The organism is Planktothrix serta PCC 8927 (genome assembly GCF_900010725.2).
In the GTDB taxonomy this organism is placed as follows: domain Bacteria; phylum Cyanobacteriota; class Cyanobacteriia; order Cyanobacteriales; family Microcoleaceae; genus Planktothrix; species Planktothrix serta.
In genome coordinates, this window is sequence record NZ_LR734826.1 from 57,995 (window position 1) to 83,463 (window position 25,469).

The window sequence follows — 25,469 nt, forward strand, 5'->3', positions numbered from 1 at the left end:
ATTGCATTAGTTCAGGGAAATAAAGTAATTTGGGGTGCAGAATTAACCCATCGGGGTCAAACAATTAAAATGTCTTTGGAATCTCGACGTTCATTACGTCGTTCCCGAAGAAACCGTAAAACTCGTTACCGTCAACCTCGATTTCTCAATCGAAAACGGCGTGAAGGTTGGTTAGCACCCAGTCTTCAACATCGAGTAGAAACAACTCTAACTTGGGTCAGTAAATTAATTAGGTTTACACCCATTGATTTAATTGTTCAAGAGTTAGTCAGATTTGACTTGCAGCAACTTGAAAATCCTGAAATCTCTGGAATTGAGTACCAACAAGGAGAGCTACAGGGATACGAAGTTCGGCAATATTTACTGGAAAAATGGAGTAGAAAATGTGCCTACTGTGGGGTTGAAAACGTACCCTTAGAAGTAGAACATATTCACCCCAAATCCCAAGGTGGAACTGACCGAATTTCTAATCTTGCTATTGCTTGTCATGACTGTAATCAAAAGAAAGGAAATCAAGATATTCAAGATTTCCTATCGGGTAAACCTGACTTACTACATCGGATTTTGAGACAAGCTAAACAACCGTTAAAAGATGCTACTGCTGTAAACTCAACTCGATGGGCACTGTTTAATCGATTAAAAGAAACAGGTTTATCTGTTTCAACTGGCTCCGGTGGTTTAACTAAATTTAACCGCACTCGATTAAATCTACCTAAAACCCATTGGCTAGATGCAGCTTGTGTTGGGAAACTTGAAACTTTAAAGGTGTTAACTAATAAACCCTTATTGATTCAGGCAACAGGACGTGGCACTCGTCAAATGTGTGGTACGGATCAATACGGATTTCCAACGCGACATCGCTCACGAATACAGATTCATAAAGGTTTTCAGACGGGCGATATTGTTAAAGCTGTTGTTACTAAAGGCAAGAAAATAGGCTTTTATTTGGGTCGAGTTCTCTGCCGTGCATCTGGTAGTTTTGATATTGTTACTCAAAATGGAAGAGTAACAGGAATTAGTCACAAATATTGTCAATCAATTCATAAAAAGGATGGTTATTCTTATGGATTCTAAAAAAACAGGCGGTTAAAACCGCTTTTGTCCCGGTTTTCCTCCTCGCTCGCTTATAGACGAGGCTTCCAACCTTCCCATGTTTTTCTTGTGATTTTGGTAACGGCAAAAGCTCAACAGTGGGAACGAGAAAACTTTTCCGGGATGGATGTGGCAGCTGTGTTTGCCAAACCTTTTCGTCCGTTAAAATTAGCAGAACAAATTAGTCAAGCCCTGAATTGGCTGGGCTAAAATTAAGATGATTTCAAGGTAGGGATTCCTGGTTTTCATCTCATGTCGCTAATTTAAACATTTGTTAACCTGAATCTCTCCCCGTTTGCTCAATCTTCACTAAATTTTTAACCATTTGAACCATTCAGAATTACAATAAGGATTAAGTTTGCCAGATCTGCTTCTAACTTCTAAATTATGTCCAAATCTAAAAAAACCGAGCCGAAAATTACCAAAGACATCAATCTTCAAGATCCGCAATATTACCTTAGCCGTGAACTCAGTTGGTTAGAATTCAACCGTCGGGTTTTAGCAGAAGCCTTAGATCCTCGGACTCCTCTATTAGAAAGGCTGAAATTTTTAGCGATTTTTAGCTCTAATTTAGACGAATTTTTTATGGTGCGAGTGGCGGGAATTAAGCGCCAAATTGAAGCTCAAGTTAATAAAGTTACCCCCGATGGTCGAACACCTCAACAACAACTCAATGCCATTCATGAACGGTTGTTACCCATGGTGGCTCAACAACACCAATATTTTGAACAACAAATTAAACCCGAATTAGCTCAAAATGGAATTCATTTATTAAGTTATATTGATCTTAATCAAGAACAACGAACTTATTTACAGCGTTATTTTGAAGAGGGGATTTTTCCGGTTTTAATCCCCTTAGCCATTGACCGCAGCCATCCCTTTCCCTATTTATCAAATCTGAGTTTAAATTTAGCCGTTGTTCTCAAAAATCCAGAAACCAAAGAAGAATTATTTGCACGGGTAAAAGTGCCGAGTTCTTTGCCTCGATTTATTGCTTTACCCAAGGAATTACGAGTGCAAGCTAATGGGGAATATGCTGCTTGGATCGGGGTTCCAATTGGTCAAGTAATTGCTCATAATTTAGAATCCTTATTCCCCGGAATGGATATTCAAGATTATTACATTTTTAGGATTACACGGGATGCTGATTTAGCAGTACAAGAAGATGAAGCCGATGATTTATTATTAGCCATTGAACAAGAATTGCGAAAACGTCGAGTCGGGGGGTCGGTTGTTCGTTTAGAAATTAATAGTTCAATGCCGGACTATTTACGCAATTTATTAGCAGATGAATTAGAGTTAGAACCGGAAGATATTTATACGGTAGACGGGTTAATGGGGTTACGCGATTTAATGTCTTTTATCAGTTTACCTTTACCCGAATTAAAAGATAAACCTTGGAGTGCTGCTTTACCCCGTTGGATGAAAGATAGTGAAGATATTATTCCGGCGACTTCGGGAGAAGATGAAAAAGATATTTTTGCAATTTTACGACAAAAAGATGTCTTAGTTCATCACCCGTATTATTCATTTTCGGCAACCGTTCAACAGTTTATTAATCAAGCTGCCCATGATCCTAATGTCTTAGCGATTAAAATGACATTATATCGGACTTCAGGGGATTCTCCGATTGTCACGGCTTTAATTGATGCGGCAGAAAATGGCAAACAGGTTGCGGTTTTAGTCGAATTAAAAGCTCGATTTGATGAAGAAAATAATATTCAATGGGCGAAAAAATTAGAACAAACGGGGGTTCATGTTGTCTATGGATTAGTAGGTTTAAAAACTCACACCAAAATTGTTATGGTCGTGCGTCAGGAAGCGGACGGAATTCGCCGTTATGTTCATATTGGAACCGGAAACTATAATCACAAAACGGCTAAACTGTATACCGATTTAGGGTTATTAAGTGCTCGTCCAGAGTTGGGAGCAGATTTAACAGATTTATTCAATTTTCTGACCGGATATTCCCGTCAACAATCCTATCGTAAATTGTTAGTTGCACCTGTGAATATGCGACAACGATTTTTAGACTTAATTCGTCGGGAAGCAGAACACGCCCATCACGGAAAAACGGGTCGAATTGTTGCTAAAATGAATTCCTTAGTTGACCCGGAAATTATTGCCACCTTATATGAAGCTTCTCAAGCGGGAGTTGGGATTGATTTAATTGTTCGAGGAATGTGTAGTTTGCGTCCGGGTTTAGAAGGAATTAGTGATAATATTAAGGTGATTAGTGTGATTGGACGATTTTTAGAACATTCTCGGATTTTCTATTTTAGTAATGCCGGAAAGGAGGAGGTTTATATTGGTTCAGCAGATTGGATGCCTCGCAACTTAAATCGCCGGGTTGAAGCCATTACTCCCATTGAAGATCCTGAAATTGCTAAAGAGTTAGAAGAGATTTTAGGGATTATGTTATCGGATAATTGTAAAGCTTGGGATTTAAAACCGGATGGTCAATATATTCAACGTCATCCGGCAGAAAATAGCCCAGAATTAATCGCCCATAATATCTTCATGGAGAACGCTTTAAACAGTTAAGAATGATAAATTATTGGTTAATAAAATCAGAACCGGAGAGTTATAGTATTCAGGATTTAAAACGCGATCGCACTTCAATTTGGGACGGGGTGAGAAATTATCAAGCTCGAAATTTTCTCAAGCAAATGCAAAGGGGAGATTTAGCGTTTTTTTATCACTCTAATACTAAACCTCCGGGAATTGTGGGACTGGCTAAAATTATTGAAAATCATCAGATTGATCCGACTCAATTTGATCTCAATAGTCCCTATTTTGACCCCAAAGCAACGCCAAATTCCCCTAGATGGCATACGGTTAAAGTCGAATTTGTGGAGCAATTTTCTGCTCTAATTAGTTTAGATACTCTCAAACAAACCTTTAATGCTGAAGAATTTGGCGTTGTTAAACGGGGAAATCGCTTATCCGTCATGCCTGTTTTACCCGCCGTTGCAGAAACAATTTTAAGGTTAAAATCATCATGATTTTCCTTCTCCTCCCCAAGAGGATTGAAGAAAATCCCCAAAACTGCTACAATAATGTAGTATATAAACATTACACTATTAAATTTTGAGGCATTGATTCAAACAGAAACCTTAGAACTATTGGAATGGGAACGGTTATGTCGTCATTTATCCACCTTTACGGCGACAAAACTGGCTGCTGTGGCGGCGCAGCATTTACACATTCCCACGACTCCGCAGCAAACCCTGCAACTGTTAGCGCAAACTCAAGAAACTTACAAATTAGAACTCCGACAACAGGGTTTAAAATTTGAAGGAATTGAAGATATTAGCGTCTATTTAGAACGGGTAGAACGCAATGGAATGTTATCAGGAAATGAACTGCTTAATATTGCCACAACTTTAGCAGGAGCAAGGCAGTTACGGCGCAGTATTGATAATCAATCCGATGTACCTATTTTAACAGAATTCGTCTCAGAATTGCGAACTTATCCTGAACTCGAACAGGAAATTCATCACTGTATTGATGAACGAGGAGATGTTGCCGATCGCGCTAGTCCTAAATTAGGAGAAATTCGGGGACGGTTACGCAGTCTTAGAGATCGGATTTATGATATTCTTCAAAGCATTATTCAACGCAAATCTAACGCTGTTCAAGAACAGTTAATTACCCAACGCAGCGATCGCTATGTAATCCCCGTTAAAGCATCACAAAAAGATGTAATTCCAGGGATTGTTCATGATACCTCAACAACGGGTGCAACCCTCTATATTGAACCCAAAGCCACGATTGATCTGAATAATCAACTCAGACAAATTCAACGGCAAGAAAAAGCCGAAGAAGAAATTATTTTACAGGCTTTAAGTGAACAAGTCGGGGCAGTTAAACCCGATTTAGAACGCTTATTAATGATTGTAACAACCCTCGATTTAGCCGTTGCTAAAGCGCGTTATAGCCTATGGTTAGAAGCAAATCCCCCCTCATTTATTGATTTAGAATCTTCAGAAAATTCAACTCCCGAATCGATCACATTGCGACAACTTCGTCATCCTTTATTAGTGTGGCAACAACAGCAGGAACAAGGATTTCCCGTTGTTCCCATTGATGTAATGATCCATCCTAAAATCAGAGTTGTAGCGATTACAGGCCCTAATACTGGGGGCAAAACCGTTACCTTAAAAACCATTGGATTAGCCGCATTAATGGCAAAAGTGGGATTATTTATTCCGGCAAAAGAACCTGTAGAATTGCCTTGGTTTGATCAAGTTTTAGCGGATATTGGAGATGAACAATCCATCGAGCAAAGTTTATCCACTTTTTCCGGTCATATTCGTCGAATTAGTCGGATTTTAGCCGCCATTAATCCTCAAGGTGAAAATCAAGAAAATCCTCGATCTTCGAGTTTAATTCTACTCGATGAAGTCGGCGCGGGAACCGATCCAACGGAAGGTAGTGCTTTAGCGATCGCCCTCTTACAATATTTAGCAGATCATGCCTTATTAACGATTGCAACCACTCACTTTGGGGAACTAAAATCGTTAAAATATGAAGATGAACGGTTTGAAAATGCCTCCGTTGAATTTGATGAACAATCCTTACAACCCACCTATCGATTATTATGGGGAATTCCAGGGCGTTCTAATGCTTTAACCATTGCTAAACGCTTAGGATTAAACCCAGAAATTGTAGACCAAGCGGCGGGTTATGTCGGGGAAAGTTCGGAGGAAGTTAATCAAGTTATTGCAGGCTTAGAAGCTCAACGTCGTCAACAGGAAACCAAAGCTCAAGCCGCAGGTCAACTCTTAAAAGATACGGAACGTTTGCATCAAGAATTAGCCCAAAAAGCAGCTAATTTAAAAGAACGAGAACGGGAGTTAAAACAAGTTCAAGAAAAAGCAATTCAAGAAACATTAATTCAAGCGAAAGCGGAAATTGCCAAAGTGATTCGGCGCTTACAACAAGGAACCCCAACGGGTCAAGATACCACCCAAGCAACGGAGGCTTTAAATCAAATTGCCCAACAGTATTTACCCTCTCGAAAAGAACCGCCAAAACCACCCCCAGAGTTTAAACCCAAAGTGGGCGATCGGATTAGAATTCCTCGTTTTGGTCAAACCGCAGAAGTCCTAAGCGAGCCCACTCCAGACGGTGAAATTACGGTGCGGTTTGGGATAATGAAAATGACTGTAGGGTTAGCCGAAATTGAGTCCTTAGAAGGCTTAAAACCGACTATTCCGAAACCCCCTGAACGCAAAAAAGAACCTATTCCCGAAAAGGAACAAAAACAAGAACGACCTATTGTTAGAACGTCTAAAAATACCATTGATCTCCGAGGAAAACGTACCTCTGAAGCTGAAATTGAACTTGATCGGATGTTAGGTCAAATTCATGATTTTGGAGCAATTTGGATTATTCATGGCAAAGGAACAGGACAACTCAGAAAAGGAGTTCATGAATTTTTGACAAATCATCCGTTAGTAGAACGATTTGAATTAGCTTTACAGAATGATGGCGGAATTGGTGTTACAATTGCTTATTTAAGGAATTAATAATAAAGGAAACTTCCTTTGTTGATTCCCCTGACCCCCCTCATCCCCCCCTTTTTAAGCGAGGAATTAGCTCAAAGTCCCCCTTTTTAAGGGGGATTTAGGGGGATCTTCTCGGATATAATAAGCGGTCTTTAAAATGTTGAATTCAGATTCTACTGATGATCAAAAATTTAACCCAAATCGAAAGGATTTAAACCCCGAACCTCAACCCGAACAATTTGGGAAAATTACCGTTCAAATTCAGTTATTATTATTAGCAATTGAAGCCTTAATTGGTATTCCTTTAGAAACAATTTTACAGGTAGGAAACCTGCTAAAATTAGAGCCTAATGTTCCTGATCAAATTCAATTATTTCAAAAAAAATCAGACCAAGATTCCTTATCTACGGAAGAAATGCGATCGCTCGTTCTGATTATTTGTTATATTGCTCAACAGGATCAAGTGTTAATTCGTCGTGCATTAGGGTTAGTAGAACAAATGGCGCACCAAAAAACCGAGTTTCGTCAAGTCACATTGCTGCGAGAATATTTAGATACCTTTAATCAAAGTTATCAACAATGGATGACCCCACACCCTCAAACCCCCTCAGACTTGGATACCCTAGCCATAAAATTACTGATTGATTTATTATTTTATAGTAAGCCGGATAGCCATCAACAATTATGGTTAACGCTGATAGAGTCCCCTGTTTAGTTTATCCTTAACGGTGAAGCCATTATGATGATTATTCGACGCTATACTCCCCCAACTTGCACCTTGGAAGTTCAGGCGAAACGTTCTTTAATATCTCGTCTAAAACATCAACCGATTTTAGAACAGTTTAAATTCAAACTCTGCTTTGATGATCCCCGTTTACCCGATGCCGATCATATTACCATTGAAGGCGATCGCACTCAACTAGAAACCCTCTATCAAGTTATTAAAAATTATATTCAAAATTTTCTCGCTTTTTCTCAAAACTTAACCCGTTATCCAGCCCTAGTTAACCTCAAATCCTCTACCGAAAATACCCCAGCATTTGTTGTTTTTGATGGAGATCAATCAGAAATTAAAATCAAACCCGATGGATTATTATATCATGATTTATTTTTAGGAAATTTATCCGACAATTCTGCGGCTTCATTTGTTCACTTGAGCGTTTTACAACTCTTTGATCTCGCCGATGCTTTAGAAGAATATACAACGGAAGCCGACCAGTTACCTAATCTAAAATCTCCCGAAAAAACTGACTCAGAATGGTTAAAAACGATTTTATTTATTATTATTTCTATTAGTTGTTTAACGGGTTTAATTAAACTGATTAATCTCTATCGACAACCCCAAACTCAAACCGCTACCCAACCCACCCAAACTGTTAAAATTCCGCCCCCAAATCTGGTTCCCTTACCCCCTCCCACCTTAGCACCCCTTCCCAGTTTGAGTCTGGGCGATCGCTTTTTCCACTAATTCCTGATTTAAAGGGACTGGAGGAGGCGACAATTGCAGAGCTTCTGTCCCTTGTTGCTGAAACCACCAGAGTCCCGCACTCCCTAACGCTAAACTAAACAGCACCATTTGCCCCAGTTCCGAGGCTGAATGCTGAATGCTTTGCAACAGCCACAGACCCAAAGAAAGTCCAATCCCTGTCATTAAAATTGGGCGTTCCAATTTAGTTGCCATCTCATCCTCCGCCAACGTCATCAAACCTTACGTTTTGAGTGGGTTTGGTTTGATATAAACCCTAGTTTCTATGGTACTTCGACTCTGGCAACTTGTGGAATTTTAGATCAAAATTATTAGAACAGATCGGCTTGTCAGAATGGCAGATATTGATTAATCAGGCTAAACCCATTGAGGAATAAATTAGAGTAAGACTAATCAGATTCAGGGAATAAATGTTATGCTTCCAAAACAAATTTTAATTGTAGATGATGAACCGGATGTGCGTGCGATCGCTAAATTAGGGTTAGAAATGGGAGCAGGTTGGCAGGTGATTACCGCCTGTTGTGGTCAAGAAGCATTAAACCTTGCTGCCCACCATCAACCCGATGCTATTTTATTAGATGTCAGCACCCCGCTCTCTTTGTGACGGGGCTTCATGCCTCCAACTTTAGATAGCTGACCAGCCTCAGCCTAACGGCTACGTTTTCTGGATCATAATACCCACGAATGCGACGCTAGTTTGTGGCTNCAGAAAATTCCGATCCAGATGAACAGAATTATTTGGCTCAACTGAATAAACGTCCGCCCACAATTGCCGCCACTCGTCAACAGGATACCACCCTATTTGATCAAATTCCGCAGGTGAGTGAAGTCAGAAACTATTTTCAAAATATTTGGTATCCTCCTAAAAATTTAAAACGCACCTTACAATATAGTTTAAAACTCAATTCTGATGGTTCTTTACAAACTATTACACCTGTGGGTCAACCTGCGGTTAATCGTCAAAAACAACTAGATTTTCCAGAAATTGGGAAACCTTTTGTTTCTCCCTTAGAGTCAGGAAAAACCCCGAAAATTCGGTTAGTTTTACAGCCGGATGGTAGTGTTCAAGCATTTTTAGAATCCTTGAATTAGGGTTTTATAGTGGTGTTTCCCAAAATTTCCCCGTTAATAAACTGTCTACATCCTGGGGAAACGGACAAACATCAGGAAATTTTGCATCATATTCAATTTGCATATTTCCCAAAGCTTCCTGATAACAATTAAGATAATTTTCTTGTAGATAATTCCTCAAACTTGGAGAATCCTTTAACTGTTTTTTAATATCCTGTTGCGTTCGAGAAATGGTTACTTCCCAGCCTCGATAACAATTGAGTAACGGAACATAACACCGTTTTAAAGCGTGTTCAAATAACATCGTTAACCAACTTTCTAATTCCCGTTTATCCCGCTTCCCCAAAGATTCAATCTCCTCAATTAAATTTTCCCAATCTAAGTTTTCAATATTTCGAGATTTTAACTGATTAACGGTATCTTCAATCCACAGTGCAAAATCGACATCATAAAGTGTTTTTAAGGAAGTTTTGGTCATAATTATAACCTACATTTTGATTAGGATTTTATTTTAACGCAGTTGAAAAGCGATCGCCCATTGATTCATCATGTCATACTAAGTGAAACGAAGTATCTTAGAGATATTTCTATTAGTATCTGATAGATTCTTCACTTCGCTGACGCTCCATTCAGAATGACAGAAACAAGTCTTAGAATCTTTCCTATCATGATTCCTCTAGTTTTGTCCGCCCAATTTCGTTAATGATTACCTCCCCATCATTTTAGGTGTAGTTTCCCTATTAATTAAAACTTAACTTGCTTGAATCATTCCGTCAATATCGGATTGAGATGCTTTTCCTTCTATTAGTTCGGCGAATAGTTGATTTAAAGATTTTTCTTGACTCACTTGGTTTAACATTACTTTTTCATCTTCAAAGTGTTTAATTACTTGTATTGCTTGTTGTTTTTCTTGAGAATATTCTTTGAAAAAATCTGGATCAATTTCTCGAAATGTTAGCAAATAAGATAAAGCTAAAAAGGCATTTTGTTTATATTGTTCAGTAAATTGGTTAGCGGGTTTACTCAGGAGATACTTGGTTATTAACAAAAAATGATTTTTATAGTTGAAATTTTCCGCCTTTGATTGAAAGTTATAATACCACAATAAAATTCTTGCATATCCCCATAGGTATTGATTCTTTGTCAACTTATACTCCTCCTCAAATAAATCAAAGTAGAGTTTTTGCTGAGAGGTACTGAAAGCAGTTCTAGCCAGACTTTCAAAATATGCGCTGCTACCTTGTCTGATAACTTGTTTTTTTCGTTTGGTAGTCAGCTTATCTTTGAAATAATCAAAAGCTGGTTCTAGGTTAAAAGGTTCAGAAAATCTATAAATTTTACCGACAAATCGAAGCATTTTTTTTACTAAATTAATAGAATTTGGATAGGATTTTATCATTAAATCAGGTAGCTTAATAAAATCAGAATTTTCAAATATTTGCTTTAATTCAATAACTTCTGGTTCTGAGCTATCTGTTTGAATATTTTGAAAAATATCAATATTATTAGGTTTAGGAAGTTTTTTATTAATGGAGTTCAAGAGATTATCTAATATTTTTTCCTGGCTAGATTTTGATTCTATAGGAATAGATATTTTGCCAAGTTCTGCTTTAACTTCTTCCAAGTATTCTTTGTACTTTTTTTGATGTCCTGGGTTTTTTAAGTATTGTATATGCTTGTCTGATTGATCCCCCCGATTGTTAACAATCTGTTGATAAGGAATATAACCAAAGGATTCCTCAACTCTATCTACAAGTTTTGATGTAATTCTATAAGTTTCGTTAACATCGCTAACTTTTAATTCTGGAGGTGCATTGAGTTTGAGAATAAATTCTATTTTTATTTTGATTTCCACATCTTCTCGATCTGGTGTTGTTTCTGGGAAGTTCTCAATCAAGATTTCATAATTTTGTGGAATTCCTTTTTTTAAGAATTTTTCCCCATTGACTTTAATTGGAAGTTTAACAAGATTTTTACGAATTAAGAATTCATTTTGATTAGTTTCGGGGATAGTTCCTCTTAATGTTCGTGGTGAACCTTCGTAGGAAATGGTTTGATCGGATAATTGAATCCATTGAGTGATCAGATTTCCCTGTTCATCTTTTGTTCCAATTTCAAATTCAATGGTATCTAAATAAATCCCAAATAAGGGAAAATTAGAGTTTTGTTTCATTTCCCACACTCTAGGAAAAATTTGATGATCAGAACTTACGCATAAAAATTGCGGAAGTCGCTGTTTAATAATCGGAAACCGATTATATTGAGAAATTAAAATCCAGTGATAATTAGGATATGCTAGTTGTAGTTGTTCTAAAGCATAAAAATTAACTCTATTATTAATAATAATATTAATATCTGCAAGATTTAACTGGACTTGTTTATAATAAATTTGCTCAGAATACATAATTTCAACGATAATAGACATTGATTCTGTATTTGATTCTGAAGGTATTTGTTCAAATATTGCAATTTTTTGTAAATATTTTTGTAGATGAGCGATCGCACTTTCTTCTAAATTACTATTCGAGAAAAAGTTATTTAAAATTTTGATAGAAATATCTCTACAAATTTGATTGTATGTTTCAACACTATTAAAAGGCGTTTGAATCAATAACGGTTCTCTTGTATTAAGAATAGGAATTCCCTTCTGATCTCGTTGAATGGGAATTAAGCGATCGCATTCAAAACAATCTAAATCTATAAATATTAATGGTTTATCAGGATTTAGATGTTTCAGTTGTTGATAATAATTCCAATAATAATAAGCACTTTGATATAAATAAGTTTCTTGATAATTTAAAAATTGACTGGTACTTAAAGTTAATAAATCAATTGTATCTCTAATAATAAATAACCGTTGTATTCCGGTTTGGGTTAACTCCTCACCCAGAAAATTATTTTCATTAGTTTTAATTTCTAACTGTTGACTACGATGATTTGAAATCACGGGATCAACTCGATAGGAAGTCATTCCATATTCTGTGATTAATTCTTGTTTATATCTTCTGGGTAAGTTTCCCTGAGAATGAATTAAATCATCAGGATTTAATTCAAACTGATAAGCATATTGACATAATTTAATATAGGATTCTAAATTAAATAGTTGAGTCATGATTTTGAACCTTTTAATGTGTTAATAATTTGACTAATTTCTTGAGAATCTGTAGTTTTATACATTAAATCATAACTTCCTTGATGTTTCAGAGAAAAATTAAAGTTAATTCCGCCGATATAAGCGATTTTATTTCCTAATATTGTGATTTTTGCGTGTAGATTTTTCACTCTTTTAATATTGATAGTCGAATCTAAAAATCTCATTTCTTGGTCAATATAAATTATAGTATTTAAACGCTGTAATTGGGATCTTAATTCAGCAGTTGCTTGAAAACTCCTACTAACAATTATGACTTTTCCTGCAAAATTACTTAACTCTTTTAAAAGATCATTATAATATTGATCAGCAGTTAGTAAAGTGGAAGAAACCGGATAAGATTCTTGACGATAACGTTTGACAGTTCGCAATTCAAACCCATCAAAACCCAATACAGGAATTACATGATCTCGACTAGAACATTGCCAAAAATAACGAAATACATTAATTAGTTGTTGATGAGTTTCATTATTTTTACAGATAATTCCTGACTCTAAATTAACATCTAAGCTGCCCCTTGTCAAATTCACTGATCCTAAGTAACAATTATTTTCAGAAATGCAAGTTTTTAAATGAAATGCACCGCTTCTGATCTTAACTTTAGCATCTAATAATTGACGTAGACAATCTTTTTTGCGTTCATCAGCACGTTTAAAATGTTCAGGTAAATACTTAGAAATCGTCACTTGTTGATCAATTCTATCCACAACTTCATCCCGCAAATCTGTTAATATCCAGACTCCTTGCGGTAGAGTGGCTGATTTTTCACAAATTTGATTAATTAATGCTTCATCTTCGAGGATATAGCTAGAAATTAGTAAAAACTTCTCCGCTTGAGCAATTATTTTTTGAAATAGAGTACGATTTTTTCGACTTACCCAAATTTTATTGACAGGAGAAAGATTAGGTTTCAGAGCAGGATTTTCAGGAAAATGACTAACAATAATCCTATAATGCTCTTGATATTCTTGAATCAATTGTTGAGTTAATTCTGACTGATCGAAAATGTCCGTATTTCCTTCTCGTAAACTAATCATTGCTTCTCTTAAACTCAAGGGTAATTCTTGCCAATTTATCCCTAATCTTAATTGGTCATTAATTCTAAAAACTGCCTCCTGAGTATCAACGTTTCTCAAGAAACGATCAATTTTTTGATAATTGGGTAAATTCTGCCAAAAAGTTTCTGCCTCTTGCCATATTTTTTTGGCTATTTCTAATGATAACCCTGGATAATAAGGTTGATCTAAAATAACAGTATAACTCCCATCTTGTTGAGTTTCATTACCATTAAACAGAGGAAATTGAGGATCATCTGCTAACAAATTTAAGGTAATTTCTGAACTAATAAATTGATAAATATAACGGTTAACAATGCTTTCTTTTAAGTTAGACTCCCTAGGAAATAATAGCTTTAAACTAGAAACTTGATAAAGTTGATCATCCTGAGTGACTCCATTAGCAATTTTTAATAAATCCGTTAAGACTGAATTAGGGATAAATTGTAACCCAAAAGATTGACGTAAAAGCTGCGGTGTTCGTCGGTGAGTTTGGGTAGCAACTGCTTGAATTTCTTGTAATAATTGCCATAAAGATACATCGGATAAAAGGTTTCCTTCTTCCAACTGACGGTAAAATGTTCCCTGAATTTGATAATGGATTTTCATGATAATACTCCTTGACGAATTCTAGGTAATTTCATTCGTTTTAATAGGGAAACTGCATGAGTCCATTTTTCATAGTCTCCCCATAAAATTAAGTAACTTTGTCCTCTGGTTAAGGCAATTTTCCAATGTTCTATAGGAATAAGTTTAGGATTTCCACTACAACAAATTAAGACAATAGATGCTTCTTTTCCTTGCCATTCTGTAACTGTTTTAATCATAACAGAAATATAGTCAATCGGACAATTAGCAATTAACTGATCTCGCTGAATTTCCGAAAAGGTTAATATTCCTATTTTTGGCATTAATTCTAAATCAAAACTTTTTAAAAATTCTAATATTTTTTCTCCTTCCTGTTGATTAGGAATATCTTCCCACCATAACCGATATTCCCACTGTGGAAAATAATCACTCATTTGTTGAAAATTTGTTGAGATCCATTCATGGGAAAACCTATCATAAATTGTAGTTGCTAGTTCGGGATGTAAACGAAATTGTTCTGAAAGTTGTATGGTATAAGCAGGAAGTAAATATTGCAATAACCAAGGAAAACCATAGAGAACACGCTGGAAAAAGTTCTGATTCCGAGAAGCAGGAATAAACCCGATATTTTCATCCCCTAATAATACTAATTTATTGGTTAATCCTGAAATTAAGATTAATTCCAACCAGGTTAACTGTTGAGCATCTTCAATAATAATTAAATCATAGAAATTTTCCCAGAGGGTTTGACCATCAACACCCAGAAATTCTTTAACAGTTGCTAAAAAAGGATTAAGGGGATTTTGACTTAAATATTGCTCCAGAGTTACTATTGCATTTTTTGATAGATTTTGGTAAGATTGAACTAGAGTAATTTGCTGTCTTAATAAGGGTTCTAATCTCTTGAGTTGATAAGCAAACCAGTTTAACCTTGCTGTACTTAAATCGGGAAATTCTAAACTCAAAGTTTGGGTGAGTTGCGGGATAGATTGGGTGGTAATTAAGGGTAAATATCTTTCTAGTTTAACTGGCGATCGCAACTTTTCTAATTCAGTATCGGGTAAACAGTAAAGCGGTAAATAATTGAGTTGTGGTTGTGCTAAATGATCGCGCTGAAGACGTTCAATTATTGCTGATTGATTTCCTGATATTTCCGACAGTAAATAAGGATATCCGGGTAATTGTTGATAGACGGTTAATGTACTCGGATAATGACTTAAAATTAAAATGCGTTTTTCATCTTTAATCCCAGCATCCGCAAGATTCAACGCTATGCGAGTTTTTCCCGTTGCGGGTAAACCAGAAATCACCGTAATCGGACTATTAGATAATCCCATTTCTAAAGATTGGATTTGTTGAGGAGAAAGTTGTAAAACGGGATAAACTGCGGTAAAATTAAGTTGCGATCGCTCTTGTAAATAAACCGCACAGTTACAGATTGTTTCAACAATTAATTCCGTCGGTAATGTTAACTCTGTTTGGGTTTTAACTAACTGCTCTAACAAACTTAAACGCCATTCTGGGGTGATTTCAGAATCGTTAATTTGTGCTTTTAATCCTTGCCAAAATTGCTGTTTATTGATCATAGTTTAATAATTTATCTTTGATTAAAATACTTATTAATTGTAACGTTTGCTCAAACCCATTAGCTAAGATTGGGTCAGGAATTTGAAAAACCCAAATTTTTTCATTAGTAATTCGTTGAATTTTACCTTTTTCTGATCCAGAATTAGGCGGTTTATGTAAATACAAGATAATCGCTGATTCAATATCTGGTAATTCTTTAATATATTCAACAGCTTGTTTCAAAGTTTCTTTTGAGGGAAGATACCAAAATATCCAGATGGGAAATCGCAGTTTTTTAACTTTTAGTTCCGATGTATTTAAATCATGAACTTCCACCGTCATTAAGCAATCTCCTAATTCGATATTTCTGAATTTTTGAATCTGAAATACATAGACTTTATCTCGTAAAAATACACGAATTTTAGGGAAAACTTGATCATCATGGTTTAAATATTGTCCCTGTTTAGGACTCAGAAAACCTGTTAAATAGCTTAAAGGTTCAACATAAGAATCTTTAAATCGCAAAAATGTTGCGGTAAATGCTAAATAAATCACATCCTTTAACAGTTGATTTCTGAATGTCCATAACTTCTCTTTTTCTGACCGTTTGGCAATATAATCTAAATAGGCTTGATAAAAACTATGATAGATGGGATTTTGTAATAACACATAATTGGGTTTCCCTGGTTTAAAACGGTGTAAAGTTTTTAAAATCGGTTGAACAGTTGGTTGTTGTCTAAACTGTTTAATTGTTTGATAAAATTTTTCACATTCTGGATATTCTGGATAAATTTTATAAATATTTGATTCTCGGTAAAGAACTTGTCCGGCAAAATAAATCAGAAACTGATTTTCAGGTGTATTATAATCTTGGTGACGTTTTATCCCCATTAATTCCTGTCGAGATCCGGCTTTTTCTGCGGCGGTTAAACCTGGACGACGGGTATAATCTCGTAAACAATAAGCATCCATTTCTTGAATCTTTCCAACAGGCATTAATTCGGCTTTTCGTCTGAGTTGTTGTCTCAGTTTAGGGCTAATAATTTGTAAATTCTTGTCTAAATTATACTTATTTAATAAAGCAATAATTAAAGGTTTAACAGCATCAGCAGTCTGGAATTGTTGAAACTTTTCGGGTAACTCCAGCACTCGAACTTTTTGATTTTTTCCTACTTTTTTAGTGAAAATCTTTTCACATAATCCCGTAAAAATTTGTAATAGTTGAGCAACTTTGTCATCTAAGCGATCGCCTAATTTATCTTTACATTCTTCTAATTGCTTGTCCTCTTCAATAGGAGCACTATCTAACACTTCACCTCGAATTTTTAAAACAGATAAGTGCAGGTTAATTTCCAAGCTTAACTGAGTCTCAAGTTGACAATTATTATGTTTTAAATCCGTTGGATTTAACCAAGGAAAACCTATTTCATAGACCTGATTGGTTTGGTCAATCAACATAGGACATCGGGATAAAATATCATCTGTTTCCAATACCAAATAGGGGCGATTTTTGGCTTCAAAAAGATGATCAATACTAACTTCACGTGGTTGATTCAAATAAGCAAAAATACTAGAATATAACTTCATTTGCGTTTACTCCTCCTCTGGATAAATTAATCCTTTCCATTCAAACTGACCAGAACGCGAACCTCGTGCTTTTATAAATGCTTCTGTTAAGGAAGTATCGCCCAATTGTTCAATTAAACTGGCAAATTTATTTAATTCTTCTTGGTAATCATCAATCATTAATCCTCTAAGTTTTGGTAACAATTTTTGAGCAAATTGATCGACTAAAGCAAAGCGAAATTCCTCAGAATTTGAGTCAGAAACCCCAGGATAATTAATCACATATTGAGTAATTGCTTGATAGACTCGATGGGCGAAAGGATGTCCGATGCTTTCCATAATGTTATTCGCCTGATCTAAATAATATTTAACTTTTTGAACCCCCTCAGAATTTTGATCGGGCGTTTTGAACCATTGTTCAAAGCTTGAATAGCTGACATACACAGGACGTTGACCTTCAGTAGTCCTCGTCTTGCTTAATTGTAAAGTTTTTGGTTTTCCAAAGGTGAGAACATTAGCCCTATCTAACACTTTATCCGATAAAGTTTGAGTAGTTTCGTCTTCATTCATAGTTCCCACAAATAAAAATTGTGTGGGAATTTGTAACTTTCTTTGTGCTTCAGGAATTGGTAAACTACCTACATCTAATTCTAAAAAGGTAGGACTAGAACGACGGCTTTCTAATTTCGAGAGGAAATCACTAAAATAATATTCTACACGGGCTAAGTTCATTTCATCTAATAATACCAAAACAATCCGATTTTTCATAACTGGATCATGGTTATATTGATAAATTCCTCGAATCAAATCAGTCGGTTTAAATTTCTTCTCCACATAGTTATAAAACCCTTGCAAATCTTGAGGAGAATCCCATCGAGGTTGAACCGCTAAAGTTAACCGTTGGGCGCCGATAAAGTCTGCATATCGTTGGGGAAGTTCACTTTTTCCAGTTCCACTAATTCCAGCTAAAATCACTAAAGCAGAAATATCTTGCACTTTTAAAGAGGTATGAAACGCATAAACAACCCGCCGAGGAAATGCTAATCCTTTGGCTTCTAAATGCTGCATAAACGCATCTAAAAAAACGTTTTCTGGTGGATTCCACTCTGGATTTGAATTCGGTGTCCATAGATAATCTCGTAGCGACCGCAAGGCAAAATCCGCCGTATTTTCCGTGCTTTCCCTCAAATTTCTCATCTGATTAATTTCTTCTTGAAGTCCCTCTTTCTCTGCTCTGAGACCTTCAATTTTTCCTAATACTACTGATTGCTGTCCTTCTAACTCCTGTACAATTTGTTCAAGTTCTCGTTTTTGAGATTCTTTTTCTCGAAGTTCAAAACTCAAATTTCTAATTCTTTGTTTATCTCTTTCTATTTGTTGATAATCTAATGTATGATTTTGAATCGCTTGCAGAATTCTTTGTTTCTCTGCTTCTAAACGATCAATTTCAGGACGGAGTTGATTAATTCGGGTTTGAGACTGTTGTGTTTCCAGAGATAAACTATCATAGGTCGCTCTGATTAATTCTAATTCTACGGTTCTTTGCTCCAGGGTTTTTGTTTCCTCTTGTTTCTTGGCAATATCAGCAATTAATTGTTGCAATTCGACATTTTTTACGATATAATTAGATTGGGTTTCACGGAGCGATCGCTCAAGTTCTTGTAAGTTTTGATTTCGAGATTGTAAGGCAGTAATCTCACCCTCTAATTGACTTTTTTCTAGCCTTAACTGACCTAATTGAGTATTTAATTGTTCTAATTCCGATAAATTTGGAGGATTTTTATGCAAGCTATTAACACGATTTTCTAAATCTTGTTTTTCTTGATTTAATCGGGTTAATCTCTCCTGAACTTCCTGTAATTCCGATTGTTTTTGCGTTAACTTCCCTTCAACTTCCCCTAAGTTTGTTTGTTTTTGCTCCAGACTTTCTACCTGATCTTTTAGTCTAATCAATTTAGTCTGATATTCTTGCCAGTTTCGTTGTGTGTCGAGTTGTTTTTCTAGCGCTTGTAAACGAAATTGATACTCTTGGTCTTTCCGTTTGCTTAGGTCTTGTAGACTGAGTTGATAATCTTTATCTTTTTGGGTTTGGGAATCTTGTAGACTCCGTTTATGTTCTTGTTCTTTCTGTTTACTAGAAACCGCCGTCCCAATTAACGCCCCGGCGGTACTTCCCATTAATGGAGTTCCGAGACCACCCCCAGGAAAAACCACTGATGCGACTGTCCCCATCCCCACACTCAGAACACCGACCAGCAAGATGTCCTTTGGTAGATTCGCCCAAATATTCTTTCGCATATTGACTTAACTCGCAGTTTAATTATTATATCGCTGGTAATGGCAACAATTACGCAACTCTCTAGGATTTTGGCGTAGGTATTGTTTAAGAAGCCGGGTTTTTGCGTTGTACCTCACGGGACAACACACCGCTATATAATAGTATTTGACTTAAAAACGGTTCATACTACCGAGGTGAAGCATGGCAGTTTTACAGTTAGAAGACGGAACAACCTACACCCAACTCGATGAAATTCAGCGAGAATTAGCTTGTCTGAATATTCATTTAAACCATTGGTCTGTGGGAACCGATGCTCAAGTGATAGAATTAGTCAATCAACCTGCATTGAACAATGAAGAGAAAGAAACTGTTCTGCAAGGTTTAGATCAATATTTTGAAGAATTAAAACAAAAAGCGGGTTATCAATCTCGTGATTTAATTGTTCTTAACCCGGATACCCCTAACCTGGAAACCTTATTAGCAAAATTTGAACAGTGTCATATTCATGCTGATAATGAAATCCGCTATATTGTTGATGGGGAAGGAGTTTTTGGTTTTGTCCGTCCCGATGGAAGTCAAGTTGAATTAACCGTTGAAGCCGAAGAATATATTAACGTTCCTGCAAATACAGAACATTGGTTTTACTTAACAGAAACTCGGCGGATTAAAGCTGTTCGTTATTTCACCACAACAGAAGGTTGGACTCCCGAATATACGGATACTGAAATTAGAATTTTTTCCAGAAGACCGAAAAAAACCTTAGCTTTGAATTAATTTGTAGAGACGTTGAATTAATTTGTAGAGATGTTGTATTAATTTGTACAGACGTTGTATACAACGTCTCTACTGCAATGATAACAATTGCTAGAATAGAAAACAATGACCATTGAAGTAGATTATCGTTTTCCTCCTAATATTGATGCGTTGCGTCAGGCGAAAGTCATTGCTATTGGACAAACCGCAGGAACTTGGGATGAACGATTTAGCCATCGTGAGGATAATTTGCGATCGCATTTAGCCCAAGTTATTAACGTTAAAACCGATGAACAAGGTTATAATATTGCAACCGTTCAATTCCCAGAAATTAACGTTGAAAATGATATTGCCAGTTTGCTAACGATGATTTTTGGTAAATATTCAATGGCTGGAGTCGGGAAAATAGTTGCGGTTAGACTTGATAATAATTATGGTCAGTTGCCAAAATTTGGGATATCAGGAATTCGTCAACAATTAAACGTTTTTGATCGTCCTTTAATTATGGCAATCTTTAAACCCGCTTTAGGACTATCAGCCCAGGATCATGCTGCTATTTTAGAAGAAGTGGCAACGGCGGGATTAGATATTATTAAAGATGATGAAATTATGGGGGATTTAAACACAGCCCCCACACTAGAACGGTTAAGAGCTTGTCGGCCGATTTTAGACCAAATTAAACAAGAAACCGGGCGCACGGTTTTGTATGCAGTTAATGTTACTGGAAACGCCCAAACTTTATTAGAAAAAGCTCGACTTCTGGTTAAAGAAGGGGCAAATGCCCTATTATTAAATGTGCTCACCTACGGTTTTTCGGTCTTAGAAGCCCTAGCCGCCGATCCAGAAATAAATGTTCCTATTTTCGCCCATCCTGCCTTGGCGGGGGCGTTATGTGCCTCTGGTGATACGGGTTTTTCCTATTCCGTCGTGCTCGGAACCTTAATGGCCCATGCCGGGGCTGATGCGGTATTATATCCGGCCCATTATGGCAGTTTACCCTTTGATCCGGCTGAAGAAGGGAAAATTAGGGATATTTTGCGATCGCGCAACGTTTTCCCGGTTCCCTCGGCGGGAATTCACCCCGGAATTGTCCCCAAAGCTTTATCGGACTACGGAAATGATGTCATTTTGAATGCGGGAACGGGAATTATGGATCACCCTAATGGCCCTGGTTCGGGGGTTGAAGCCTTTTTTCAAGCGCTGGATCGATATCAACAACATCAACCTTTTGATATTAATAAAATACCCCCTAGTTCTTTGCGTCAGGCTATGGAAAAATGGGGATAAACGATCAATTTCCAATTCGTAATTCATAATTCCCAATTCATCATGAACACTGATCCCCGTCAATCTTTAATTCATGCGTCTCGTCAATTTCATCAACTGGGTTGGATGGCAGGAACGGCCGGAAATCTTTCGGCTAAAATAGCTGATAATAGTTTTTGGATTACGGCGAGTGGTAAACAAAAAGGTAAATTAGTGGCTGAGGATTTTGTCAGAATTTCTCTAACGGGAGAAGTTTTAGAAAATCCGTCTCCTCAGAATAAACCTTCGGCAGAAACCAGTATTCATCAAGCGATTTATTCTTTATTTCCTGAAGCAAACGCTTGTTATCATGTTCATTCGGTAGAAGCAAAATTAGTATCAAATTTTATTGATCATGAACAATTGCCTTTACCTCCCATTGAGATGTTAAAAGGATTAGGAATTTGGGAAGAAAACCCGAAAGTTTATATGCCCGTTTTTGAGAATTATTTAGAAGTGCCTCGCATTGCGGAAGCAATTGTTCAACGGTTTAAAACTACAATTCCTGATGTGCCAGCACTGCTGATTAGAAATCATGGAGTAACGGTTTGGGCTTCTTCTCCAGAAGCGGCAGAAAATCATGTTGAACTGGCTGAATATATTTTCCGTTATATTGTAGCAGCCCGTCAAGCAGGCTTAAAATTTCACCATTGATTAATCTGAAGGGTTTGGTTTGTAAACAGTATATACCAGTAGCCAAAACTGTCTTTTACAAAGATAAATGCTCAAACCTATCTATAGGGCGAACTTTGTTTCTTTCTGTTCCCTGTTCCCTGTTCCCTGTTCCCTTCTATACATAAAAATTACCGGAATTTTTAATAGAATTTTTGCCCAATTGGAAATGCCAAACTTGGGTTTTAAAGAAGCGGGTAAATCTGAAAATTCAACGGGAACAAACCCAAAACGAGCATAAAAATTAGCCAAGCGTTTTCCGACAGATTCCAAATAGAGAGGTTTTGTAGATTCTTGAATTAAATGCTGCACTAAAATTGCTCCTAAACCTTGTCCTCGCCAAGCTCGACTAACCACCAAACTCCCCAGTTCTTCAACATCGTTAAACTGTCGCAGTTGTCCACAAGCTATAATTTGTTTATGGGATTCAATTACCCAAAATTGTTGCCAGCGTAATTGAGTCGGATCAAGCAGATCCTTTAACACTAACCACAGAATTCTCATGCTATCCTGGGGGGTTGCTGGACGTAAAATACAGCCAGTCGGTAAGCCAATTTGGGGGGAATGGAGGTAAAGTTTTTCAGATGTCATAGAGGATTTTATTATGTGTGGACGTTTTAGTTTAACTTGTTCAGGAACAGCGATCGCTCAAACCTTTAATTTATCATCAATTCCTGAGTTTATCCCTCAATATAACATTGCTCCTGCCCAAAAAATTTCTACAATTAGATATAATTTAGAACAGCAAGAACAACAATTTCAACCGATGCGCTGGGGGTTAATTCCCCATTGGTCAAAGGATGAAAAGATCGGATACAAACTGATCAATGCTAGGGTAGAAACCGTTACGGAAAAACCTGCATTTCGGCAGGCTATTCGTTCCCAACGATGTTTAATTTTAGCCGATGGGTTTTATGAATGGCAACATCAGGGTAAAATCAAACAACCCTATTATTTTCAGTTAAAGGATCATCAACTTTTTGGGTTTGCGGGATTATGGGAACGTTGGAAACATCCGAATGGGGAAGATATTTTTTCTTGTACGATTTTAACCCAAGCTGCTAGTGAGATTGTTCGTCCGGTTCATGAACGAATGCCGATTATTTTATCTACTTCGGTCTATTCCCAATGGCTAGATCCAACTCTTAAAGATTCTGAAACGATTTTATCATTAGTTGAACAAAATCCTGACTTAATTGTTTATCCCGTCAGTGCTAATGTTAATCGGACAAACTATAATCAACCGGACTGTATTCAACCTATATTAGAAGTTGAGTTGAGGTAATTTTAAATATCATGAAACGATTAATTGATGGGATTAATCCACTACTAACTGGGAAGTATAGCTATAGTTTATTCGGGTCTTTTTTGCTAATTAGCCCGATCCTACTATCACAATTTAGCAGCATTCCCCTTGCACCTAAACTCACTTTCCCCCAACCCTCAGATATTTTAGATAATGGCTGTGTACCCCCTTTAGAAAATGACATTGTGTGGGTATTTTCCTGGTCTGAAATTCCCAATGCAACAGCCTATCATTTGTATGTAATGGGAACGAATGCCTTAAATCCAGTTATTAATAATTCTAACTTAACATCTACAGATTATATTAGCAAAAGTAGGGCCTATATAGCCGATCAAAACCGGATGGGATGGAAATGGAAAGTCAGAGCGATGGTAAACGGTGAATGGGGGAATTGGAGTCAAGAACAAGTGTTTGATGTAGAGCCATTAAACACCGATTGCTTAGAAAACTTTACTCCCCCAAAATGACAAAAAAACAATCAATCAATATTAATCGTTTGTAACCCTTCATTAACCGTAATGGCAATTTTACCAACGGTTCTTCCCATTTCGCTATAAGTATGAGCTTCAGCAATATCACTTAAGGAATAAGTTCGATCAATCACTGTTTTAACCTTACCCGCTTCGATCAAATCTCGCAGCGCATCTAAATCTCGACGGCTAGGTTGAGCTAATACTAATTTACATTTTTGACTCGAAAACAATAAGGTTTGTAGGGTCGCTCCCATATTATCAACCGTTGGTACAGTCGAGATATAAATTCCATCCGATTGTAGAACTTTTTGACAATTAAAAAAGGACTGTTTACCCACCGCATCAAAAATAATATCATATTGAATTTCTTGCAGGGTAAAATCCTCTTGGGTATAGTCAATAACCGTATGCGCTCCTAAACGTTTAACAAAATCAACGTTAGCCGTCCCGCAAACCCCCGTGACATCGGCATTCATCGCCACAGCAATTTGCACCGCAAAGGTTCCGACACCGCCAGACGCCCCATTAATTAATACCCGTTGTCCCGGTCGCAATTGACCTAAATCTAATAACCCCTGTAAAGCCGTCAGACCCGCTACAGGAACCGTTGCTGCTTCGGTATAGGATATATTTTGGGGCTTATAGCTGACGTTGGCTGCGGGGACAGCCACATACTCCCCATAGGCGCCTCCAAATAACGGGTTAACGAAGGTATAAACTTGATCGCCAACCCGCCAGCGCGTTGCTTGTTCTCCCACTTCTACAATTTCTCCTGATAAATCAGAGCCTAAAACTTTAGGGAAATTGTAGCCGGATAGCGGTTGTAATAATCCCTGTCTAATTTTCCAATCCACAGGATTAACACTACTGGCATGAATTTTGACTAAAACTTGATCCGGCTTAATACTTGGGGTAGAAATATCTTCATACCGAAGAACATCAGGTGATCCATATTGATAAATAACAATTGCTTTCATAAACTGTTAACAGAAATAGAACACCTGTCAGCTTAACACAAACTTCTTAAACTGGGGATTAAGGTTTCATTTTTTGCTTTGATTATTTCAAACAGCGTGATAATTTTGTTGAGATCTACTTTTTTTTGACCTATTTTCTGGTTTCCATTTTTGATTCAGAATCCGCTACTTTTCGAGCTTTAACTCAACAGGAAAAGGCAAACTCAAGAGGATAAAAAATAGAGTTTTCCCTCGATTAACAGTTGTAACTCCGTGAAATTGTCACTATGATGGAATTATGGCACAAAAACCTCAGCAAACCCTATAATTGAGTTTTTATGGATATTCAGTTAATCAATATTGGTTTTGGTAATATTATCTCTGCTAATCGGGTGATTGCTATTGTCAGTCCTGAATCGGCTCCGATTAAGCGCATTATAACCGATGCCCGTGAGCGTGGACAATTAGTTGATGCTACTTATGGACGTAGAACCAGAGCCGTGATTATCACTGATTCTAGCCATGTTATTCTCTCTGCAATTCAGCCGGAAACCGTTGCTCATCGGTTTGTACTGGCGAAAGATGGGAATTCCCGTGATGATTAAGGGATTTATACCCCTTGGTTTCTATCGGCATAC

At 36.9% G+C, this 25,469-nt stretch carries 23 protein-coding genes; 14 read left to right on the top strand and 9 right to left on the bottom strand.

What is annotated here, in order from left to right; all coding sequences use genetic code 11:
• The 7 genes from iscB to PL8927_RS01925 all read left to right on the top strand — a co-directional run.
• A partial coding sequence (iscB, locus tag PL8927_RS01895) for an RNA-guided endonuclease IscB (RefSeq protein WP_083616992.1) occupies positions 1–1,074 on the top strand: 1,074 nt, incomplete at its 5' end.
• A 93-nt stretch (positions 1,075–1,167) separates the two neighbouring features.
• Positions 1,168–1,302, top strand: a complete 135-nt coding sequence (locus PL8927_RS28775; protein ID WP_269321999.1) for a response regulator — start codon at positions 1,168–1,170, stop codon at positions 1,300–1,302.
• 177 nt (positions 1,303–1,479) lie between these two features.
• A complete protein-coding gene (gene ppk1, locus PL8927_RS01905) occupies positions 1,480–3,636 on the top strand; it encodes a polyphosphate kinase 1 (RefSeq protein WP_083616994.1) in 2,157 nt (718 codons plus the stop codon).
• A 5-nt stretch (positions 3,637–3,641) separates the two neighbouring features.
• Positions 3,642–4,097, top strand: coding sequence for an EVE domain-containing protein (locus tag PL8927_RS01910; protein WP_083617126.1), 456 nt, complete (start codon positions 3,642–3,644; stop codon positions 4,095–4,097).
• Between the two features lie 93 nt (positions 4,098–4,190).
• Entirely contained in the window at positions 4,191–6,626 is a 2,436-nt protein-coding gene (locus PL8927_RS01915) for an endonuclease MutS2 (RefSeq protein WP_083616995.1), read from the top strand.
• Positions 6,627–6,762: 136 nt separating this feature from the next.
• Positions 6,763–7,320 carry a DUF3038 domain-containing protein gene (locus PL8927_RS01920; RefSeq protein ID WP_083616997.1) on the top strand — a complete coding sequence of 186 codons (558 nt, stop codon included), beginning with the start codon at positions 6,763–6,765 and terminating at the stop codon, positions 7,318–7,320.
• Between the two features lie 24 nt (positions 7,321–7,344).
• Entirely contained in the window at positions 7,345–8,073 is a 729-nt protein-coding gene (locus PL8927_RS01925) for a DUF4335 domain-containing protein (RefSeq protein WP_083617001.1), read from the top strand.
• Here PL8927_RS01925 and PL8927_RS01930 read toward each other — a convergent pair.
• Complete coding sequence (locus tag PL8927_RS01930; protein ID WP_156093067.1) at positions 8,026–8,286, bottom strand: hypothetical protein; 261 nt, start codon at positions 8,284–8,286, stop codon at positions 8,026–8,028. The two genes, PL8927_RS01925 and PL8927_RS01930, sit on opposite strands and share 48 nt — an antisense overlap.
• 220 nt (positions 8,287–8,506) lie before the next feature.
• Between PL8927_RS01930 and PL8927_RS01935 the strand changes: the two genes are divergently transcribed.
• Positions 8,507–8,695 (top strand): response regulator, encoded by a 189-nt coding sequence (locus tag PL8927_RS01935; protein WP_083617003.1) that lies wholly within the window; start codon positions 8,507–8,509, stop codon positions 8,693–8,695.
• Between the two features lie 492 nt (positions 8,696–9,187).
• Here PL8927_RS01935 and PL8927_RS01945 read toward each other — a convergent pair whose 3' ends face one another.
• From PL8927_RS01945 to PL8927_RS01970, 6 genes are all read right to left on the bottom strand, one after another.
• Positions 9,188–9,640: a DUF29 domain-containing protein gene (locus PL8927_RS01945; RefSeq protein WP_197047286.1), complete on the bottom strand. Its 453-nt coding sequence runs from the start codon at positions 9,638–9,640 to the stop codon at positions 9,188–9,190.
• Between the two features lie 273 nt (positions 9,641–9,913).
• A complete protein-coding gene (locus PL8927_RS01950) occupies positions 9,914–12,274 on the bottom strand; it encodes a pepsin/retropepsin-like aspartic protease family protein (RefSeq protein WP_083617010.1) in 2,361 nt (786 codons plus the stop codon).
• Positions 12,271–13,977, bottom strand: coding sequence for a phospholipase D-like domain-containing protein (locus tag PL8927_RS01955; protein ID WP_083617012.1), 1,707 nt, complete (start codon positions 13,975–13,977; stop codon positions 12,271–12,273). Before PL8927_RS01955 ends, PL8927_RS01950 begins: the two co-directional genes overlap by 4 nt.
• Positions 13,974–15,542, bottom strand: coding sequence for a hypothetical protein (locus PL8927_RS01960; protein ID WP_083617015.1), 1,569 nt, complete (start codon positions 15,540–15,542; stop codon positions 13,974–13,976). Before PL8927_RS01960 ends, PL8927_RS01955 begins: the two co-directional genes overlap by 4 nt.
• A complete protein-coding gene (locus PL8927_RS01965; RefSeq protein WP_083617016.1) occupies positions 15,532–17,109 on the bottom strand; it encodes a DUF2357 domain-containing protein in 1,578 nt (525 codons plus the stop codon). The genes PL8927_RS01960 and PL8927_RS01965 overlap by 11 nt, the downstream gene beginning before the upstream one ends.
• A gap of 6 nt (positions 17,110–17,115) precedes the next feature.
• Positions 17,116–19,386, bottom strand: coding sequence for an AAA family ATPase (locus PL8927_RS01970; protein WP_083617019.1), 2,271 nt, complete (start codon positions 19,384–19,386; stop codon positions 17,116–17,118).
• 181 nt (positions 19,387–19,567) lie between these two features.
• Between PL8927_RS01970 and PL8927_RS01975 the strand changes: the two genes are divergently transcribed.
• The 3 genes from PL8927_RS01975 (at position 19,568) to mtnB (ending at position 22,078) form a co-directional block, all read left to right on the top strand.
• Positions 19,568–20,140, top strand: a complete 573-nt coding sequence (locus tag PL8927_RS01975; RefSeq protein WP_083617022.1) for a 1,2-dihydroxy-3-keto-5-methylthiopentene dioxygenase — start codon at positions 19,568–19,570, stop codon at positions 20,138–20,140.
• A 105-nt stretch (positions 20,141–20,245) separates the two neighbouring features.
• The gene (locus tag PL8927_RS01980) at positions 20,246–21,406 is read left to right on the top strand and encodes a RuBisCO large subunit C-terminal-like domain-containing protein (RefSeq protein WP_083617024.1); all 1,161 of its coding nucleotides are present in this window, start codon (positions 20,246–20,248) and stop codon (positions 21,404–21,406) included.
• 42 nt (positions 21,407–21,448) lie between these two features.
• Positions 21,449–22,078, top strand: a complete 630-nt coding sequence (gene mtnB, locus PL8927_RS01985) for a methylthioribulose 1-phosphate dehydratase (RefSeq protein ID WP_083617027.1) — start codon at positions 21,449–21,451, stop codon at positions 22,076–22,078.
• Between the two features lie 81 nt (positions 22,079–22,159).
• Here the strand turns inward: mtnB and PL8927_RS01990 are convergent, their stop codons facing one another.
• Complete coding sequence (locus tag PL8927_RS01990) at positions 22,160–22,687, bottom strand: GNAT family N-acetyltransferase (protein ID WP_083617030.1); 528 nt, start codon at positions 22,685–22,687, stop codon at positions 22,160–22,162.
• Positions 22,688–22,700: 13 nt separating this feature from the next.
• Between PL8927_RS01990 and PL8927_RS01995 the strand changes: the two genes are divergently transcribed.
• Both PL8927_RS01995 and PL8927_RS02000 read left to right on the top strand, forming a co-directional pair.
• The gene (locus PL8927_RS01995) at positions 22,701–23,381 is read left to right on the top strand and encodes an SOS response-associated peptidase (protein ID WP_083617033.1); all 681 of its coding nucleotides are present in this window, start codon (positions 22,701–22,703) and stop codon (positions 23,379–23,381) included.
• 11 nt (positions 23,382–23,392) lie between these two features.
• On the top strand, positions 23,393–23,869 hold the full coding sequence (locus PL8927_RS02000; protein WP_083617034.1) for a hypothetical protein: 477 nt from the start codon (positions 23,393–23,395) through the stop codon (positions 23,867–23,869).
• Positions 23,870–23,880: 11 nt separating this feature from the next.
• Here PL8927_RS02000 and PL8927_RS02005 read toward each other — a convergent pair whose 3' ends face one another.
• Positions 23,881–24,852, bottom strand: a complete 972-nt coding sequence (locus PL8927_RS02005) for an NAD(P)-dependent alcohol dehydrogenase (RefSeq protein ID WP_083617037.1) — start codon at positions 24,850–24,852, stop codon at positions 23,881–23,883.
• A gap of 317 nt (positions 24,853–25,169) precedes the next feature.
• Between PL8927_RS02005 and remA the strand changes: the two genes are divergently transcribed.
• Entirely contained in the window at positions 25,170–25,436 is a 267-nt protein-coding gene (gene remA, locus PL8927_RS02010) for an extracellular matrix/biofilm regulator RemA (protein WP_083617039.1), read from the top strand.
• Positions 25,437–25,469 lie beyond the last annotated feature (33 nt).

Coding starts and splice junctions, on each gene's coding strand:
- ppk1 (WP_083616994.1), top strand. CDS start 1,480: ATGTCCAAATCTAAAAAAACCGAGCCGAAAATTACCAAAGACATCAAT.
- PL8927_RS01920 (WP_083616997.1), top strand. CDS start 6,763: ATGTTGAATTCAGATTCTACTGATGATCAAAAATTTAACCCAAATCGA.
- PL8927_RS01925 (WP_083617001.1), top strand. CDS start 7,345: ATGATGATTATTCGACGCTATACTCCCCCAACTTGCACCTTGGAAGTT.
- PL8927_RS01930 (WP_156093067.1), bottom strand. CDS start 8,286: ATGGCAACTAAATTGGAACGCCCAATTTTAATGACAGGGATTGGACTT.
- PL8927_RS01935 (WP_083617003.1), top strand. CDS start 8,507: ATGCTTCCAAAACAAATTTTAATTGTAGATGATGAACCGGATGTGCGT.
- PL8927_RS01945 (WP_197047286.1), bottom strand. CDS start 9,640: ATGACCAAAACTTCCTTAAAAACACTTTATGATGTCGATTTTGCACTG.
- PL8927_RS01950 (WP_083617010.1), bottom strand. CDS start 12,274: ATGACTCAACTATTTAATTTAGAATCCTATATTAAATTATGTCAATAT.
- PL8927_RS01955 (WP_083617012.1), bottom strand. CDS start 13,977: ATGAAAATCCATTATCAAATTCAGGGAACATTTTACCGTCAGTTGGAA.
- PL8927_RS01960 (WP_083617015.1), bottom strand. CDS start 15,542: ATGATCAATAAACAGCAATTTTGGCAAGGATTAAAAGCACAAATTAAC.
- PL8927_RS01965 (WP_083617016.1), bottom strand. CDS start 17,109: ATGAAGTTATATTCTAGTATTTTTGCTTATTTGAATCAACCACGTGAA.
- PL8927_RS01970 (WP_083617019.1), bottom strand. CDS start 19,386: ATGCGAAAGAATATTTGGGCGAATCTACCAAAGGACATCTTGCTGGTC.
- PL8927_RS01975 (WP_083617022.1), top strand. CDS start 19,568: ATGGCAGTTTTACAGTTAGAAGACGGAACAACCTACACCCAACTCGAT.
- PL8927_RS01980 (WP_083617024.1), top strand. CDS start 20,246: ATGACCATTGAAGTAGATTATCGTTTTCCTCCTAATATTGATGCGTTG.
- mtnB (WP_083617027.1), top strand. CDS start 21,449: ATGAACACTGATCCCCGTCAATCTTTAATTCATGCGTCTCGTCAATTT.
- PL8927_RS01990 (WP_083617030.1), bottom strand. CDS start 22,687: ATGACATCTGAAAAACTTTACCTCCATTCCCCCCAAATTGGCTTACCG.
- PL8927_RS01995 (WP_083617033.1), top strand. CDS start 22,701: ATGTGTGGACGTTTTAGTTTAACTTGTTCAGGAACAGCGATCGCTCAA.
- PL8927_RS02000 (WP_083617034.1), top strand. CDS start 23,393: ATGAAACGATTAATTGATGGGATTAATCCACTACTAACTGGGAAGTAT.
- PL8927_RS02005 (WP_083617037.1), bottom strand. CDS start 24,852: ATGAAAGCAATTGTTATTTATCAATATGGATCACCTGATGTTCTTCGG.
- remA (WP_083617039.1), top strand. CDS start 25,170: ATGGATATTCAGTTAATCAATATTGGTTTTGGTAATATTATCTCTGCT.